The following is a 15,088-nucleotide window of genomic DNA, read 5'->3' on the forward strand; positions in this document are numbered from 1 at the left end:
GCGGCCTTTTTCACGGTCTTCTTGGTGACGGCCTTCTTGGGCGCGGCCTTTTTCACCGCCTTCTTGGTGGTGGCCTTCTTGGGTGCAGCCTTTTTCACGGCCTTCTTGGCGGCCGTCTTCTTGGGCGCAGCCTTTTCTGCGCTCTTCGGCGCAGCTGCCTTCTTGGGGGCGGCCTTGGGCGCAGCCTTCTTCTCGCCGGCAGCGGCCTTCTTGGCCTTCACGGCCTCCGCGGCCTGCTTGACGGCGCTGACCTTGCGCTTGGGCGCGGGTTTGGCGGCGGGCTTGGCGGGGGCTGCTTCCACCGGCCGCTCGCTGGCGGCCTTGACCAGTTTTTCGGCGCCGCGGGTGACGGCCTGGAAGATATCGGTGATCTCGCCTTCCCCGTCGATGGTCTCCAGCACACCCCGGCTCTTGTAGTAGTTCACCAGGGGCTTGGTCTGCGCCTCGTAGACGCGCAGGCGGTTGCTGATGGTCTCTTCGTTGTCGTCGGCGCGGTGATGCAGGTTGCCGCCGCACATGTCACAGACGGTGTCGTGGCGCGGGGGCTTGGTGTAGCGGTTGAACACGGCGCCGCAGGATTCGCAGGTCAGCCGGCCGCTGAGGCGCTGCATGAGCAGGTCGAAGTCCACGTCGATCAGCAGGGTGCCGTCCAGGGGGCGGCCCATCTCTTCCAGCATGCGGTCCAGGGCTTCGGCCTGGCTGATGTTGCGGGGGAAACCGTCAAGGATGAAACCGGCGTCGGCGTCGGGCATGGACAGGCGTTCGCGGATCATGCCCAGGACGATCTCGTCGGGCACCAGCTGGCCGGCATCCATGGCGGCCTTGGCCTGCTGGCCCAGGGGGGTACCGGCGGTGACGGCACTGCGCAGCAGGTCTCCGGTGGAGATCTGGGGCACCCTGTAGCGCTCCACCATGTGTTTGGCTTGCGTTCCCTTGCCGGATCCCGGCGCTCCCAGAAGCACGATGCGCATGGCGTCTCCCCCTCACTGTTCGCCCGCAGGCGCCACAGCCCGGCAGGCGAGGTTTATTGGAAGTGTTTGGGCCTGACTTATACCTCCTCGGCCGGTGCCGCGCAAGAGAGCGACGGCCCGCTGTCGGCGGGCCGCGGAGCCGGTATAATGCGCGCTCCACACCGAATTCTCAGGAATCGAGGCATATGAACCTGGACAAGATTTCGGCAGGCAAAGACCTGCCCAACGACATCAACGTGATCGTCGAGATCCCGGCCCATGGTGCGCCGGTGAAGTACGAAGTGGACTATGAGAGCGGTGCGCTGCTCGTGGACCGTTTCCTGAACGTGGCCATGTTCTATCCCTGCAACTACGGCTTCGTACCCCACACCCTCTCCGAGGACGGCGATCCCGTGGATGTCCTGGTGCTGACCCCGGTGCCGGTCATGAGTGGCTCGGTGATCCGCTGCCGCCCCGTGGGCATGCTCAGGATGACCGACGAGAAAGGTCCGGATTCCAAGATCATGGCGGTGCCCGTCAATGACCTGCACTCCTCCTACGACCATGTCCAGAGCCCCAGTGACCTGCCTCAGTCGCTCCTCGCTCAGATCGGTCACTTCTTCGGGCACTACAAGGAACTAGAGCCCAACAAGTGGGTCAAGATTGACGAGTGGGTCGGTGTCGAAGAGGCCAAGGCGGAACTCGTCGCTTGCCAGAAACGCTTCCAGAAGAGCAAGGTCTGATGCCAGTGGCAAGTGGCAAGTCTCAAGTGGCAAGGAACAAGGGAAACCACCCTCTGACATGAAGGAACATCGTGATGGTTTTCCCTTGCCACTTGCCACTTGCCACTTGTTTTTATAGCACCCAATGGCTGTCCGACAGGCGATCAAGAACCACCAGCAGGAGCAGCGCCTGTTCTTTGTCCGTGCCGTGATCATGGTGCTGGTGGTGCTGATCCTGGTCGGCATCCTGGCCACACGGCTCACCTTCCTGCAGGTGGTCAACTATTCCCACTTCACCACGCTGTCCCAGAACAACCGCGTGCGTCTGGAGGCGGTGCCCCCGCCCCGCGGCCTGATCTACGACCGCAACGGCGTGGTGCTGGCCGAGAACCGTCCCTCCTACCAGCTGGAGATCACCCCGGAACAGGTCCGTGACCTGGAGGACACCCTGGCCCGCCTCACGGACCTGCTGTCCCTGGAGGAGGCGGAAATCACCCGCTTCCGCCGCGAGCTACGCGGCAAGCGTCCCTTCCAGGCGGTGCCGGTGAAGCTCAACATGAGTGACGAGGAGGTGGCGATCTTCGCCATCAACCGGCACCTGTTCCCCGGCGTGGACATCCAGGCGCGTCTGGCCCGGCACTATCCCCTGGGCGAGGAGATGGCCCACGTGGTGGGTTACGTAGGACGCATCGACGAGCGCGAGCTGGCGCGCATCGACCGGCGCAACTACAGCGGCACCACCCACATCGGCAAGATCGGCGTGGAGCGCTTCTACGAGGACGTGCTGCACGGCCAGGTGGGTTACCAGAAGGTCGAGGTCAACGCCCAGGGCCGGGTGTTGCGGGTGCTGGAGCGCGAGGCCCCGGTGCCGGGGCGGGACCTGGTGCTGAGCCTGGACGTGGGCCTGCAGGCCGCCGCGCGCCGGGCCCTGGAGGGGCGCAACGGCGCGGTGGTGGCCATGGACCCCAACACCGGCGAGGTGCTGGCCCTGGTGAGCAAGCCGAGCTTCGACCCCAACCTGTTCGTGCATGGCATCCCCGCCAGCGTGTTCAACGAGCTGCGCAACGACCGCTACCAGCCTCTGTTCAACCGCGCCCTGTCGGGCCAGTACCCGCCCGGCTCCACCATCAAGCCCATCGTCGGCCTGGCGGGGCTGGAGGCCGGCGTGACCACGGCGGCACGCACCATGTTCGCCCGGGGCTACTTCCAGCTGCCCAACGACGATCGTCGCTACCGCGACTGGCGCCGGGAGGGACACGGGCTGGTGAACCTGGACAAGGCCATCGCCCAGTCCTCGGACGTGTACTTCTACGACCTGGGGGTGCGCATGGGGATCGACCGCATGTCGCCCTTCCTGGGCCAGTTCGGCCTGGGGCAGGTGACGGGGCTGGATACCACCGGCGAGCGGCCGGGCCTGCTTCCCAGCCGGGAATGGAAGCGCGCCACCCAGAACATGCCCTGGTTCCCGGGCGAGACGGTGATCACCTCCATCGGCCAGGGCTACATGCTGGCCACGCCGCTGCAGATGGCTTCCATGACCAGCACCATCGCCACCCGGGGCGAGCGGGTGCGTCCGCACCTGCTGCGCGGCATCATCGACCCGGTGAGCGGCGACCTGCGCCTGCATGAAACCGAGTGGCTGACCCCGGTGCAGGTCTCCCGCCCGGAACACTGGGACCAGATTATCCAGCCCATGATCAATTCCGTGCACCGCAGCAACGGCACCGCCTACTGGTCCACCGGACGCTTCATCCGCGGCTACACCCTGGCCGGCAAGACCGGCACCGCCCAGGTGTTCGGTCTGGCTGAGGACGAGGAATACGACGAGGAGGGGCTGGCCAAGCACCTGCGCGACCACGCCCTGTTCATCGGCTACGCACCGGCGGAGGCGCCGCGCATCGCGGTGGCCGTGATCTCCGAGCACGGCGGCAGCGGCGGGCGTGTGGCCGCGCCCATCGCCCGCGAGGTGATCGACTACTACCTGCTGCGGGAGGATCGCTGATGCGTACCCTGGTTCGGGCCCTGCACCTGGACATGGTGCTGTTCACCGGCCTGCTGCTGCTCGCCGGTGTCGGACTGGTGGCCCTGTACAGCGCCACCGGCGAGAGCATGACCATGCTCAACCGTCAGCTGCTGCGCCTCGGGATCGCCTTCACGGCCCTGCTGGTCATGGCCCAGATCCCCGCCGACAACCTCAAGCGCTGGAGCCCGTGGATCTACGCGCTGGGCATCGGCCTGCTGGCGGTGGTGCTGGTCATGGGCGAGATGGGCAAGGGCGCGCAGCGCTGGCTCGACCTGGGCTTCGTGCGCTTCCAGCCCTCGGAACTGATGAAGATCGCCGTGCCCATGATGGTGGCCTGGTACCTGGCCGACCGGCCCCTGCCGCCGCGTTTCCTGGAGGTGGTGGCAGCGGGCCTGCTGGCGCTCATCCCCATGGTGCTCATCGCGCGCCAGCCGGACCTGGGCACGGCGCTGCTGGTGGGCGCCGCCGGCCTGCTGGTGGTGTTCCTGGCCGGCATCCGCTGGCGCATCATCTTCGCCCTGGGCGCGCTGGCCCTGGTGGCGCTGCCGGTGCTGTGGCATTTCATGCGCCCCTACCAGCGCCAGCGGGTGCTGACCCTGCTCAATCCGGAAAGCGACCCCCTGGGCGCCGGTTATCACATCATCCAGTCCAAGATCGCCATCGGCTCCGGCGGGCTGTATGGCAAGGGCTGGCTCAACGGCACCCAGTCCCAGCTGGAGTTCCTGCCGGAACGCTCCACGGACTTCATCTTCGCGGTGTATGCGGAGGAGTTCGGCCTGCTCGGCGGGCTGCTGCTGCTGAGTCTGTACCTGCTGGTCATCCTGCGTGGTCTGTACATCTCCGTGAAGGCCCAGGACGCCTACGCGCGGCTGCTGGGCGGTTCCCTCAGCCTGACCTTCTTCGTCTACCTGTTCGTCAACGTGGGCATGGTCAGCGGCCTGCTGCCGGTGGTGGGCGTGCCCCTGCCGCTGGTCAGTTACGGCGGCAGCTCCATGGTGACCCTGCTGGCGGCATTCGGTATCCTCATGTCCATTCACTCCCATCGGAGGCTGCTGGCCCGATGAGTCTTCTTCCCCTAGACCGCCCCGTGTTCCGTTTCCTGACCACCCTGTTGCTGTGCCTCGCGCTGTCCGGCGTGGCATGGGCGCAGCCGGCCTTCGTGGCCGGTGATCCGCCCTACCTGGAGCGCGAGGCGGTGCAGCAGTTCATCGACGAGATGGTGGCCGAGGGCTTCGAGCGCCGCGAACTGGAGGCCCTGTTCCGGGGCGTGGAGCCCCAGCAGCGGGTGCTGGACCTGATCTCGGCCCCCGCCGAGGCGCGGCCCTGGTACCGCTATCACCCCATCTTCCTCACCGAGCAGCGCATCCGCGAGGGCGAGCGTTTCTGGCGCGAGCACGACGAGCTGCTGGCGCGCGCCGAGCGGGAGTTCGGCGTGGAAGCGGCGGTAGTGGTGGCGATCATCGGCGTGGAGACCTTCTACGGCCGCAACCAGGGCGGCTTCCGGGTGTTGGATGCCCTGGTCACCCTGGGCTTCGACTATCCGCCCCGCTCCCGCTTCTTCCGCTCCGAGCTGGGACACTTTCTGCGCCTGGCCCGGGAAGAGGGCCTGGACCTGCGCGACACCCGCGGCTCCTACGCCGGCGCCATGGGTCGCGGCCAGTTCATCTCCTCCAGCTACCGGGAATACGCGGTGGACTTCAGCGGCGACGGACGCCGCGACCTGATCGGTTCCTGGCCCGACGCCATCGGCAGCGTGGCCAACTATTTCCGCCGCCACGGCTGGGCCCAGGGCGAGCCGGTGGTGGCCCGCGCCGAGGCGCAGGGCGAGGCCTACCGGGCGCTCATGGGCGGCGGCTTCCAGGCCCGCCACAGCCTGGAGGACCTGGCCCGGCACGGGGTGACGCCCCGGGAGCCCGTGCCCGAGGACGGGCGTTTCTCCATCATCGAGCTGGAGACGGAAAACGGCATCGAGGTCTGGCTGGGCTATCCCAACTTCTACGTGATCACCCGCTACAACCGCAGCCCTCTGTACGCCAAGGCGGTTCACCTGCTGGCGCAAGAGATCAGCCGGTCCATGACCAATTGAGGTGATGCGTGAAGCGTGAGGCGTCAGGCGTGAGGCGTGCAAAGATGAATGCGGCTGTTCTGCTCAGGGCGGCGCTGCTGGCCCTCGCTGCCCTGACGCTGGCCGCCTGTGGCAGCCCCGGGTCAAAGAAACCGGCCTCGTCCACGGCCGGGCCGGCACCGGCGCATGTACAGGACGGTGCCCCCCGTCATCGTCCCGCGGACCTCTCCAGCATCCCCGACGCGGTGCCCCGTGTGGAGCCGCGCAGCCGCTACGGCAACCCCGCCACCTACGAGGTGTTCGGCGTGACCTACCGCGTCATGGATTCCGCCGATGGCTACGTGGAGCGGGGCGTGGCCTCCTGGTACGGCACCAAGTTCCACGGCCGGCGCACCTCCAGCGGCGAACCCTACGACATGTTCGCCATGACCGCCGCCCACACCCGCCTGCCCCTGCCCACCTACGTGCAGGTCACCAACCTGGAGAACCGCCGTTCCGTGGTGGTGCGGGTCAATGACCGGGGCCCGTTTGCCCGGGGCCGCATCATCGACCTCTCCTACGCCGCGGCCTATCGCCTGGGCATGCTGGAGCAGGGCACGGCACTGGTGGAGGTACGCGCCATCGATCCGCGCGCGCCGGGCACCCAGATGGCCCAGACCCAGCCCGCGCCCCTGGCCGGGAACACCGGCGGCGCGCCGTCGGTCTACGTGCAGGTGGGTGCATTCAGCAGCCGCCACAATGCCGAGCAGCTGCTCGCCCGGCTCAATGGCCACAACCTGGGCCGGGTGGCGATCCACGAGGCGCCCGATCTGTCCGTCTACCGGGTGCGCATCGGCCCCCTGGCCAGCGTGGATCTCGCCGACAGCGCCGCCCGGGACCTGGAACGCATCGGCTTCCCCGACTACCGCATCGTCGTGGATTGACCGCCGTCCCGTTCCCGGCGGGAACGGCTGTGGTAGTGTACGGGGCCGGTGCATGGCCCCGTCGATGCAGCCTCTTCTCCCCAAGTGAACCCTGTCTGAACCCGAGAGTCCGACCCGATACCATGATTCAGCGCATTCTCCTCAGCCTCATCTGCCTCCTCCTGATCGCCCCCCTGGGCCAGGCCCTGGCCCAGTCCACCGTGCGCGTGCCGCCGCCCTCGGATCTGGAGTCGCGCAACTACCTGATCATGGATCACCTGAGCGGCATGGTGCTGGCCGAGCGCGCCGCCGACGAGCGGGTCGAACCCGCCAGCCTGACCAAGCTCATGACCGCCTACCTGGTATTCCAGGAACTCGAGCGCGGCACCATCTCCCTGGACGACGAGGTGCGCATCAGCGAGCGCGCCTGGCGCACCGGCATGCAGGGCGCCTCGCGCATGTTCATCGAGGTCAACAACCGGGTGCGGCTGCAGGACCTGTTGCGCGGCCTGATCATCCAGTCCGGCAACGACGCCAGCGTCGCCCTGGCCGAGCACGTGGCTGGCACCGAGGGGGCCTTCGTGGACCTGATGAACGCCCAGGCCCGGGTCCTGGGCATGGTCAATACCCATTTCACCAATTCCCACGGCCTGCCCACCGAGGAGGCCCAGTACACCTCCGCCCGGGACATGGCCCTGCTGGCCAGTGCCCTGATCCGGGATTTCCCCCAGCACTACGGCTACTACTCCGAGCGCAACTTCACCTTCAATGGCATCACCCAGTCCAACCGCAACCTGCTGCTGTGGCGGGACAGCCAGGTGGACGGCCTGAAGACCGGCTGGACCCGTGCCTCGGGCTACAACCTGGTGTCTTCCCGCGAGCAGGAGGGCATGCGCCTGGTGGCCGTGGTGATGGGTATCGACGCCCCCAGCCATCAGCAGGGCGGCATCAAGCGCGCCAACGAGTCCCAGGCCCTGTACAGCTGGGGCTTCCGCCAGTTCGAGACCCACCGCCTCTACGAGGCCGGCACCGCGCTGACCGACGCGCGGGTGTGGAAGGGCGCCACCGACCGGGTGCCCATGGGCCTGCGCGAGGACCTGTACGTCACCGTGCCCCGTGGCCGCTACCGCGACATGCAGGCGCAGATGGAGCTGGACGCGAGCCTCGAGGCCCCGGTGCAGGCCGGCGAGGTCTACGGCGAGGTGCAGCTGATCCTGGACGGCGAGATCCTGAGCCGCCGCCCCCTGGTGGCCCTGGAATCCGTCGAGACCGGCGGCATCTTCCGCCGCCTGCTGGATTCCGTGCTGCAGATGTTCTGATCGGCAACCAGGAGCGGCGGGTTCGTCCCGTCCTCCTTGCCACTAGCCACTAGCCACTAGCCACTGGTTCACATGACTGTCTATCTCAACGGCGAATTTCTCCCTGAATCCGAGGCGAAGATCTCGGTGCTGGACCGCGGCTTCCTGTTCGGCGACGGGGTCTACGAGGTGGTGCCCGTGTTCGGCGGCCGCCTGTTCCGCCTGGAGCAGCACCTGGACCGCCTGGAGCGCAGCCTGTCGGCGGTACGCATCGACCCGCCCCTGGACCGCGCCGGCTGGGCGCGCATGCTGGAAGACCTGGTGGCGCGCAATCCCGGCGACGACCGTTCCGTGTATCTGCAGGTAACCCGGGGCGTGGCCCGTCGGGACCATGCCTTCCCGCCCGACGTGCCGCCCACCGTGTTCGCCATGGTCAGCCCCATCAAGGCCCCGGACCCGGCCCTGTTCGAGCAGGGCGTGTCGGCGGTCACCGTGCCCGACACCCGCTGGAACCGCTGTGACATCAAGGCCATCACCCTGCTGGCCAACATCCTCGCCCGCCAGCAGGCGGTGGAGGCCGGTGCCGCCGAGGCCATCCTGGTGCGCGGCGGCTTCGCCACCGAGGGCGCGGCCAGCAACCTGTTCGTGGTGGCCGACGGGGTGATCGTCACCCCGCCCAAGGACACCAGCCTGCTGCCCGGCATCACCCGCGACCTGGTGGTGGAACTGGCCCAGCAGCACGGCCTGCCGGTGATGGAAAGCGCCATCCCCGAGGCCAGCCTGCGCGACGCCGAGGAGATCTGGCTGACCAGTTCCACCAAGGAGATCCTGCCCGTGGCCCGCCTGGACGAGCGCGCCGTGGGTGAGGGGCGACCCGGCCCCGTGTGGCGGCGCATGTTCGACCTGTACCAGGACTACAAGCGCAAGCTTCGGACCGGCGAGCATGGCTGACGAAACCCTGATGGAATTCCCCTGCCGCTTCCCTCTGAAGGTCATGGGGGCCGCGGTGCCGGAGTTTCATGCCCAGGTGGCCCGCATCGTCGAGCGCCACGTGCCGGGCACCCCCGAAGAGGCCTACACCCAGCGGGCCTCCAGCGGCGGCCGCTACCTGGCCATCACCGTGGTGGTGGAAGCCCACAGCCAGGTGCAGCTGGACGCCCTGTACCGGGAGCTGACCGCCTGCGAGCTGGTGACCATGGTGCTTTGAGCGGAGAATTCAAAATTCAAGATTCAACATTCAAAGGGAAGGCTGCAAGTGCCTGCATAGGTGGCGCGGAGGTCTTCCTTTGAATTTTGAATCTTGAATTTTGAATTCTGAATCGCCCCTCCCGTGCCCGACATCATCCTCAAGCAACTCGGCCTCAGCGACTACGACCCCGTCTGGCGTCGCATGCAGGCCTTCACCGATACTCGCGACGAGACCACCGCCGACGAACTCTGGCTGGTGGAGCATCCCCCCGTATTTACCCTGGGCCTGAACGGCAAGCCCGAGCACGTGCTCGACCCCGGCCCGATCCCCGTGATCCCCGTAGACCGGGGCGGCCAGGTGACCTACCACGGCCCGGGCCAGGCGGTGCTCTACGTGCTGGTGGACCTGCGCCGCCGCGGCCTGGGCGTACGCGCCCTGGTCACGTTGCTGGAACAGGCGGTCATCGCCTTCCTCGCCGATCACGGCATCCGGGCAGAGGCCCGCCCCGACGCCCCGGGTGTCTACGTGGACGGCGCAAAGATCGCCGCCCTGGGCCTGCGGGTGCGCCGGGGCGCCAGCTATCACGGTCTGGCGCTGAACGTGGACCCTGACCTGTCCGCCTTCGCGCGCATCAACCCCTGCGGCTACGAAGGGCTCGAGACCACCTCACTCAAGGCACTCGGCGTGGAGATGGACCTGGAAACCGTGGGCAGGGCAGTGGCCGACAAACTGATGCAAAGCCTCGCCCCGTAGGAGCGGCGACCCCGCCGCGAATGGCCCGGGATCATGGACGAGTTGTGGATGTCCCAAAGCGCACCACTCTGAGGGTGACTGGTTCTTGGTCGGACCGGTTGCAGTACTACCTGATATGCAGCGTCGCGGAATCGGTTCGGCGCTCCTCGAGGCAGGTCTGAGTGAGTTACGGGACAGGGGAGCGAAAGGGTGTGTCCTGGTTGGCGACGCCGGTTACTACAGCCGGTTCGGTTTCAGCACGTTTCCCGGTCTGGAGCATGACGGCGTCCCGAATGAGTATGTGCTCGGATTGCCTTTCGGATCTGATACCCCTGCCGGGAGCATCCGGTCCCACGAGGCCTTTGGGGTCGAGCCTGAGTGATGGGCCTGGGCGTGTCTTGGCGGTTTTGGGGCGGTTTTGGACACCCAAAATCCCTGACTGTGGATGTCCCAAAGTACTTTTGAAATCCCTGACTGTGGATGTCCCAAAGTACTTTTGTGAATGACGACCATGAGTCTCCTCGATGTAATCCTTCTGTTTTCAGTCATGTCCCTTTTGGCGCTGGTTCCAAGTGCCAGCGTTGCCCTGGTCGTTACTCGTTCATCAACCGCAGGATTCCCGCATGGGGCAGCGGTCGCCGCCGGCATCGTGCTGGGCGACCTGGTGTTTGTTTGTCTGGCGGTGCTTGGATTGGCGGTGATCGCTGAGGCGATGGGGGGATTCTTTGTGGTCGTCAAGTACCTGGCAGGGGCCTACCTGATCTGGTTCGGTCTGTCTCTGCTGAGAGCCAAGCGGCCAACACTGGCGGGTATGCGTGATCGAAGCACGTCATCTTTGACGGTGAGTTTTTTCTCTGGCCTCATCCTGACCCTAGGGGATATCAAGGCAATATTCTTCTACGCAAGCCTGTTCCCCGCGTTTGTCGATCTGTCCTCCATATCTGCAACAGATCTAGCCTCGATTGTGGTGATAACCCTGCTTGCGGTTGGCGGTGTGAAAGTTGGTTATGCATACGCCGGAGTCAGAGTGGCAAGCCTGGCAGGCGGGCGCGGGGCTGGGCGCGGCGCAAAGGTTGCTGCGGGCGGTCTGATGGTCGGTGTCGGTGCATACCTGGTTGCGAAGGCATAACGATGCAAAGGTATATGCGTTTTGGTCACGCCGAAGGGAATGGCGCTGATTCGCTCTGAATCACACTCAGGCCAATGAGCGTGACTACTCGCTTGGCTACTTCTGTCCCGCTGGGCACCGGCTACGGTGTGACCTATACTGAATTCCTGTCCTGAGGAGCATCACATGTCACTCGTAAAAGAGAAAATGGCGGAGGTCATACAGTCGCAGCCCGAGGATGCGACCTATGAAGAGATCATGCGGGAGCTTGCTTTCGAGCGCATGGTCGAGCGTGGGCTGCAGGATTCGCGCAATGGACGCGTGATTTCTAATGATGATATGGAGCGTCAAGTCCGGGCATGAGGAACAAAAAGGGGTCGGTGACAAATGGTTCTCGTTTGTCACCGACCCCTTCGTCGTTACCCCTGGATATCGACAGATATCTTCCTTGAATTACTTTTCGTATAAACAACCTCTGCGCCCTTTGCGCCTCCGCGCCCTCTGCGTTAAATCCCCCTAACCCACATCACCCCTCAGCAATCACCTTCTGCGCCTGCTGGTCCGCATGGTACGAGGACCGCACCATCGGTCCACTGGCCACCTGGCTGAAGCCCATTGCGTAGCCGATCTCGGCGAGACGCTCGAATTCCTCCGGCGTCACGTAACGCTTCACCGGCAGGTGGTGCAGGCTGGGCTGCAGGTACTGGCCCAGGGTGAGCATGTCGCAGCCGTGGTCGCGCAGGTCGCGCATCACCGCTTCGACCTCGTGCATCTCTTCGCCCAGTCCCAGCATCAGGCCCGACTTGGTGGGCACCTGGGGATGGGTCTCCTTGAAGCGCTGGATCAGGTCCAGGGACCAGTCGTAGTCGGAGCCGGGGCGGGCCTCACGGTACAGGCGGGGCACTGTCTCCAGGTTGTGGTTGAAGACGTCCGGCGGGGCCTCGTTGAGGATGGCCAGGGCCACGTCCATGCGGCCGCGGAAGTCCGGCACCAGGATCTCGATGCGGATGTCGGGGCTGTGGGCGCGGGTGGTGCGGATGCAGTCCACGAAATGGCGGGCGCCGCCGTCGCGCAGGTCGTCCCGGTCCACGGAGGTGATCACCACGTAGCGCAGGCCCATGGCGGCGATGGTGCGGGCCAGGTTCTCGGGCTCCTCGGCGTCGAGCGGCTCGGGACGGCCGTGGGCCACGTCGCAGAAGGGGCAGCGGCGGGTGCAGATGTCACCCATGATCATGAAGGTGGCGGTGCCGTGGCCGAAGCATTCGCCCAGGTTCGGGCAGGAGGCCTCCTCGCACACGGTGTGCAGGCGCTGTTCGCGCAGTACGCGCTTGAGGCGCTGCACCTCGGGGCTGCCGTGGGTGCGGGCGCGGATCCACGAGGGCTTGCGCAGGGGCTTTTCCGTGGGGGCGATCTTGACCGGGATGCGGGCCACCTTGTCGGCGGCGCGCAGCTTGACCCCGGGCTCCGGTGACTTGCGGGTATCGGTCATGTCGGTTGTGTCTCGGTGTTGTAGGGTATGAACTGCGGGCGTCAGTCGCCGCGCAGCATGTCCATGACGGCGCGGATCTCGGCCTCGGCCTCTTCCACGGGATCGATGCGGTCACCGGCGCAGACCTCCGAGAGGCACAGGCGGGAGAAGGCGGGCACCGCGTCGAAGCGTGGCACGTCGTTGCGGCCCGCCTTGGCGTAGGCGTAGAGCTGGGCCACCTGGACCACGTCGCAGTAATCGACCTTCTCGCCGCCGGCGCGTTCCCAGTGATCCGCCTCGCGCACCACCAGGCTCATGTCAGGCCCCAGACCCCAGTGGTTGATCACCAGTTCGCCCGTGAGGGCATGCAGGCGCGTGATGATGCGCTCGAGTTCCTCGGGGGCGATGTCCGGCTGGTGCTTGCCCACGTAGTCGAGGATGGGCACCACACCCACGTCGTGCAGCAGGCCGGCCAGCAGGGCGTGCTCGGCATCCAGGCGGCCGCAGTGACGGGCGATCACGTAGCACAGGGCGGAGACGTGCACGCTGTGGTCCCAGAGGCTATGCATGCGTTGTTTCAGGGACGGCACGTCGGTCTTGAACACCTGGCCCATGGCGATGCTGATCACCAGCTGCCGGGTGGCATTCGTGCCCAGGCGCCGGATGGCGTCGCGCACGTGGTTGACCGGCGCGGAGCCGCCGTACATCGCGCTGTTGGCGGCCTTGATCAGCCCGCCGGTGACCGCCATGTCCAGTTGCACGATGCGCGCCAGGTCGTTGAGGTCCGTGGTCGGGTCCTCGGTGGCGCGCTGGATCTTCAGGGCCACGTCGGGGACGCTGGGCAGGTCCAGCTGGTTGCTCATGCAGTCCTGGTAGAGCCGGGCGATGATGGCGCCCTCGGTGGGGCCGTACTCCACGTCTTCCAGTTCAATGCCGGTGCTGGTCTCGTCCGCCTTGAAGGTCTCGAACAGCTGGCGGTCCACCCGCAGCAACTGACCCTGGGTGAGTGCCACGGCGTAGTCCTGCATGCGCTCGTCGCCGAACAGGGGGCGCAGGGAACGGCTGGAGTGGGCCTCCACTACGTGGGGCTTGCCGTTGCTCATCAGGTTGACCTTGCCGGCCAGCAGGTAATTGATCCAGCGGTGCTCGTCCCGGGCGTTGAGACGCAAGCCGGGGTTCAGATCCACCAGCTTAGCCTTCTCGGCCAGCCGCGCACGATTCTCGGCCTTCAGCTCCTGCAGCGGCCAGAGCCGCGACAGGAGCTCGTCCAGAGGCTCATGCGTTGAGGACATGCTTGATGGCTTCCAGTTCGTCCCGGACCTCGTCCAGGATCGCCAGGTTCATGTCCGCGTCCACGCTGCCGATGTCCATCTTCTTGAAGGCGGGCACCTGGTTCGGGTCGGGCAGGCTGGCCATGCGCGGGGTGTTGAGGTAGCTGAGCAGCTGGCTGACGATCACCAGGTCGCAGTAGTCGGGCTTTTCGCCGGTATCGCGCATCCAGTTGTCCGCTTCCTCGGCCACGGTCACCAGTTCCGGGTCCATGCCCCAGTAGTTCATCACCAGCACGCCGGTCATGCCGTGCAGCTTGAACAGGGTGGATTCCAGGGCCTCGGGCGAGAGCTTGGTGCCCTGGTTCTCCATGTACTTGAGGATCGGGATCACGCCGATGTCGTGCATCAGGCCGGCCAGCAGGGCGCGCTCGGGATCGAACTTGCGGCTCTTGCGGGCCAGCACGTAGGCGATGGCGGAGACGTTGACGCTGTGCTCCCAGAGCTGGCGCATGCGTTCCTTGACCAGGGACGAGTCGGCCTTGAAGGTCTGGCGCATAGCGATGTTGGTGGCCAGCATGCGGGTGGTCTTCAGGCCCAGGCGCACCACGGCGTCGCGGATGTTGGTGATGGGCTGGGCGCCGCGGTAAAGGGGGCTGTTGGTGGCGTGCAGCAGGGCGCCGGCCACGGCGGCGTCCATCTGCACCACCTTGGTCAGTTCCGGGATGCCCACGTCCGGGTCGTCGGCCATGCGCTGGATGCGGATGGCCACCTCGGGCATGGGCGGCAGCTCCAGGCGGTTGTTCAGGGTGGCCTCGTAGATCTCCTGGAAGATGCGCCCCTCGTCGGCGTTAATCTCCACGTCGTTGACCTCGAAGCCGGCGGTGCGCTCGTCGTTGAGCCGATCGCCGAACGCGGCCTTGTCGATCACCAGCAGCCGGCATGTGCTCTCGGCCACGGCGAACTCGTTGCTGATGCGCTCCGGGAACAGGGGCAGGCGCGCGCGGGGGGCGTCGGCAGTCACCCGGTTGGCCTTGCCCTGGCTCACCAGGCCCAGGCTGCCTTCCAGGAGATAGACCAGGTGCTCGCGATGGTCGGTGGCGTTGATCTTGGCACCGGCGGCCAGGGTGTCCTGTACGGCCTGCTGCAGAAGGGCCGCGCGGCCTTGCTCGCTGAGTTCCTTGAGGGGCACGAATTCACTGGCGATCTGCTCAAGCGATTGGGTCATGGTGCAGGTTCCCGGTGCGGCTGCTGGTTGGCTGAAAAATGATGCCCTGCATTCTCTCACAGGGTGGCGGCAATCCCAATTCCGCGGTCCTGCCCGGGAGATGGGCGCGGTCCGGGCCCGGACAGGCGTGGATGT

Annotated in this window: 14 protein-coding genes and 2 pseudogenes; 12 read left to right on the forward strand and 4 right to left on the reverse strand. The window is 66.3% G+C overall.

Features of this window, described 5'->3' with window-relative positions; all coding sequences use genetic code 11:
- Positions 1-359: 359 nt before the first annotated feature.
- A pseudogene (locus D580_RS16770) lies at positions 360-971 on the reverse strand (adenylate kinase); the annotation flags it as partial.
- Positions 972-1,156: 185 nt separating this feature from the next.
- Between D580_RS16770 and ppa the strand changes: the two are divergent.
- From ppa to D580_RS16675, 12 genes and pseudogenes are all read left to right on the forward strand, one after another.
- Positions 1,157-1,693, forward strand: coding sequence for an inorganic diphosphatase (ppa, locus tag D580_RS0104445; protein WP_018953230.1), 537 nt, complete (start codon positions 1,157-1,159; stop codon positions 1,691-1,693).
- A gap of 124 nt (positions 1,694-1,817) precedes the next feature.
- Positions 1,818-3,674 carry a penicillin-binding protein 2 gene (gene mrdA, locus D580_RS0104450; RefSeq protein ID WP_018953231.1) on the forward strand — a complete coding sequence of 619 codons (1,857 nt, stop codon included), beginning with the start codon at positions 1,818-1,820 and terminating at the stop codon, positions 3,672-3,674.
- Positions 3,674-4,759, forward strand: coding sequence for a rod shape-determining protein RodA (gene rodA / locus D580_RS0104455; protein ID WP_018953232.1), 1,086 nt, complete (start codon positions 3,674-3,676; stop codon positions 4,757-4,759). The genes mrdA and rodA overlap by 1 nt, the downstream gene beginning before the upstream one ends.
- Positions 4,756-5,781, forward strand: coding sequence for a lytic murein transglycosylase B (mltB, locus tag D580_RS0104460; protein WP_026289707.1), 1,026 nt, complete (start codon positions 4,756-4,758; stop codon positions 5,779-5,781). Before rodA ends, mltB begins: the two co-directional genes overlap by 4 nt.
- Before the next feature lie 44 nt (positions 5,782-5,825).
- Positions 5,826-6,683 carry a septal ring lytic transglycosylase RlpA family protein gene (locus D580_RS0104465; protein ID WP_012639258.1) on the forward strand — a complete coding sequence of 286 codons (858 nt, stop codon included), beginning with the start codon at positions 5,826-5,828 and terminating at the stop codon, positions 6,681-6,683.
- A 122-nt stretch (positions 6,684-6,805) separates the two neighbouring features.
- On the forward strand, positions 6,806-7,981 hold the full coding sequence (locus tag D580_RS0104470; RefSeq protein ID WP_018953234.1) for a D-alanyl-D-alanine carboxypeptidase family protein: 1,176 nt from the start codon (positions 6,806-6,808) through the stop codon (positions 7,979-7,981).
- Positions 7,982-8,053: 72 nt separating this feature from the next.
- A complete protein-coding gene (locus D580_RS0104475; RefSeq protein ID WP_018953235.1) occupies positions 8,054-8,911 on the forward strand; it encodes a D-amino acid aminotransferase in 858 nt (285 codons plus the stop codon).
- Positions 8,904-9,167, forward strand: a complete 264-nt coding sequence (locus D580_RS0104480; protein WP_018953236.1) for a YbeD family protein — start codon at positions 8,904-8,906, stop codon at positions 9,165-9,167. The genes D580_RS0104475 and D580_RS0104480 overlap by 8 nt, the downstream gene beginning before the upstream one ends.
- 123 nt (positions 9,168-9,290) lie before the next feature.
- Entirely contained in the window at positions 9,291-9,902 is a 612-nt protein-coding gene (gene lipB / locus D580_RS0104485; RefSeq protein WP_018953237.1) for a lipoyl(octanoyl) transferase LipB, read from the forward strand.
- A gap of 79 nt (positions 9,903-9,981) precedes the next feature.
- Positions 9,982-10,263, forward strand: a pseudogene (locus tag D580_RS17060) (GNAT family N-acetyltransferase); the annotation flags it as partial.
- A gap of 129 nt (positions 10,264-10,392) precedes the next feature.
- Positions 10,393-11,010, forward strand: coding sequence for a LysE family translocator (locus D580_RS0104495; RefSeq protein ID WP_231363489.1), 618 nt, complete (start codon positions 10,393-10,395; stop codon positions 11,008-11,010).
- Positions 11,011-11,175: 165 nt separating this feature from the next.
- A complete protein-coding gene (locus D580_RS16675) occupies positions 11,176-11,352 on the forward strand; it encodes a hypothetical protein (RefSeq protein ID WP_018953240.1) in 177 nt (58 codons plus the stop codon).
- Positions 11,353-11,515: 163 nt separating this feature from the next.
- Here D580_RS16675 and lipA read toward each other — a convergent pair whose 3' ends face one another.
- From lipA to D580_RS0104515, 3 genes are read right to left on the reverse strand one after another with little or no spacing between them, the layout of a single operon-like run.
- A complete protein-coding gene (lipA, locus tag D580_RS0104505) occupies positions 11,516-12,478 on the reverse strand; it encodes a lipoyl synthase (RefSeq protein WP_018953241.1) in 963 nt (320 codons plus the stop codon).
- 41 nt (positions 12,479-12,519) lie between these two features.
- On the reverse strand, positions 12,520-13,749 hold the full coding sequence (locus tag D580_RS0104510) for an HDOD domain-containing protein (RefSeq protein ID WP_018953242.1): 1,230 nt from the start codon (positions 13,747-13,749) through the stop codon (positions 12,520-12,522).
- Complete coding sequence (locus tag D580_RS0104515) at positions 13,733-14,953, reverse strand: HDOD domain-containing protein (RefSeq protein ID WP_018953243.1); 1,221 nt, start codon at positions 14,951-14,953, stop codon at positions 13,733-13,735. Before D580_RS0104515 ends, D580_RS0104510 begins: the two co-directional genes overlap by 17 nt.
- Positions 14,954-15,088: the final 135 nt, after the last annotated feature.

Origin of the sequence: Thioalkalivibrio sulfidiphilus (assembly GCF_000377945.1) — a bacterium.
GTDB lineage: Bacteria > Pseudomonadota > Gammaproteobacteria > Ectothiorhodospirales > Ectothiorhodospiraceae > Thioalkalivibrio_A > Thioalkalivibrio_A sulfidiphilus_A.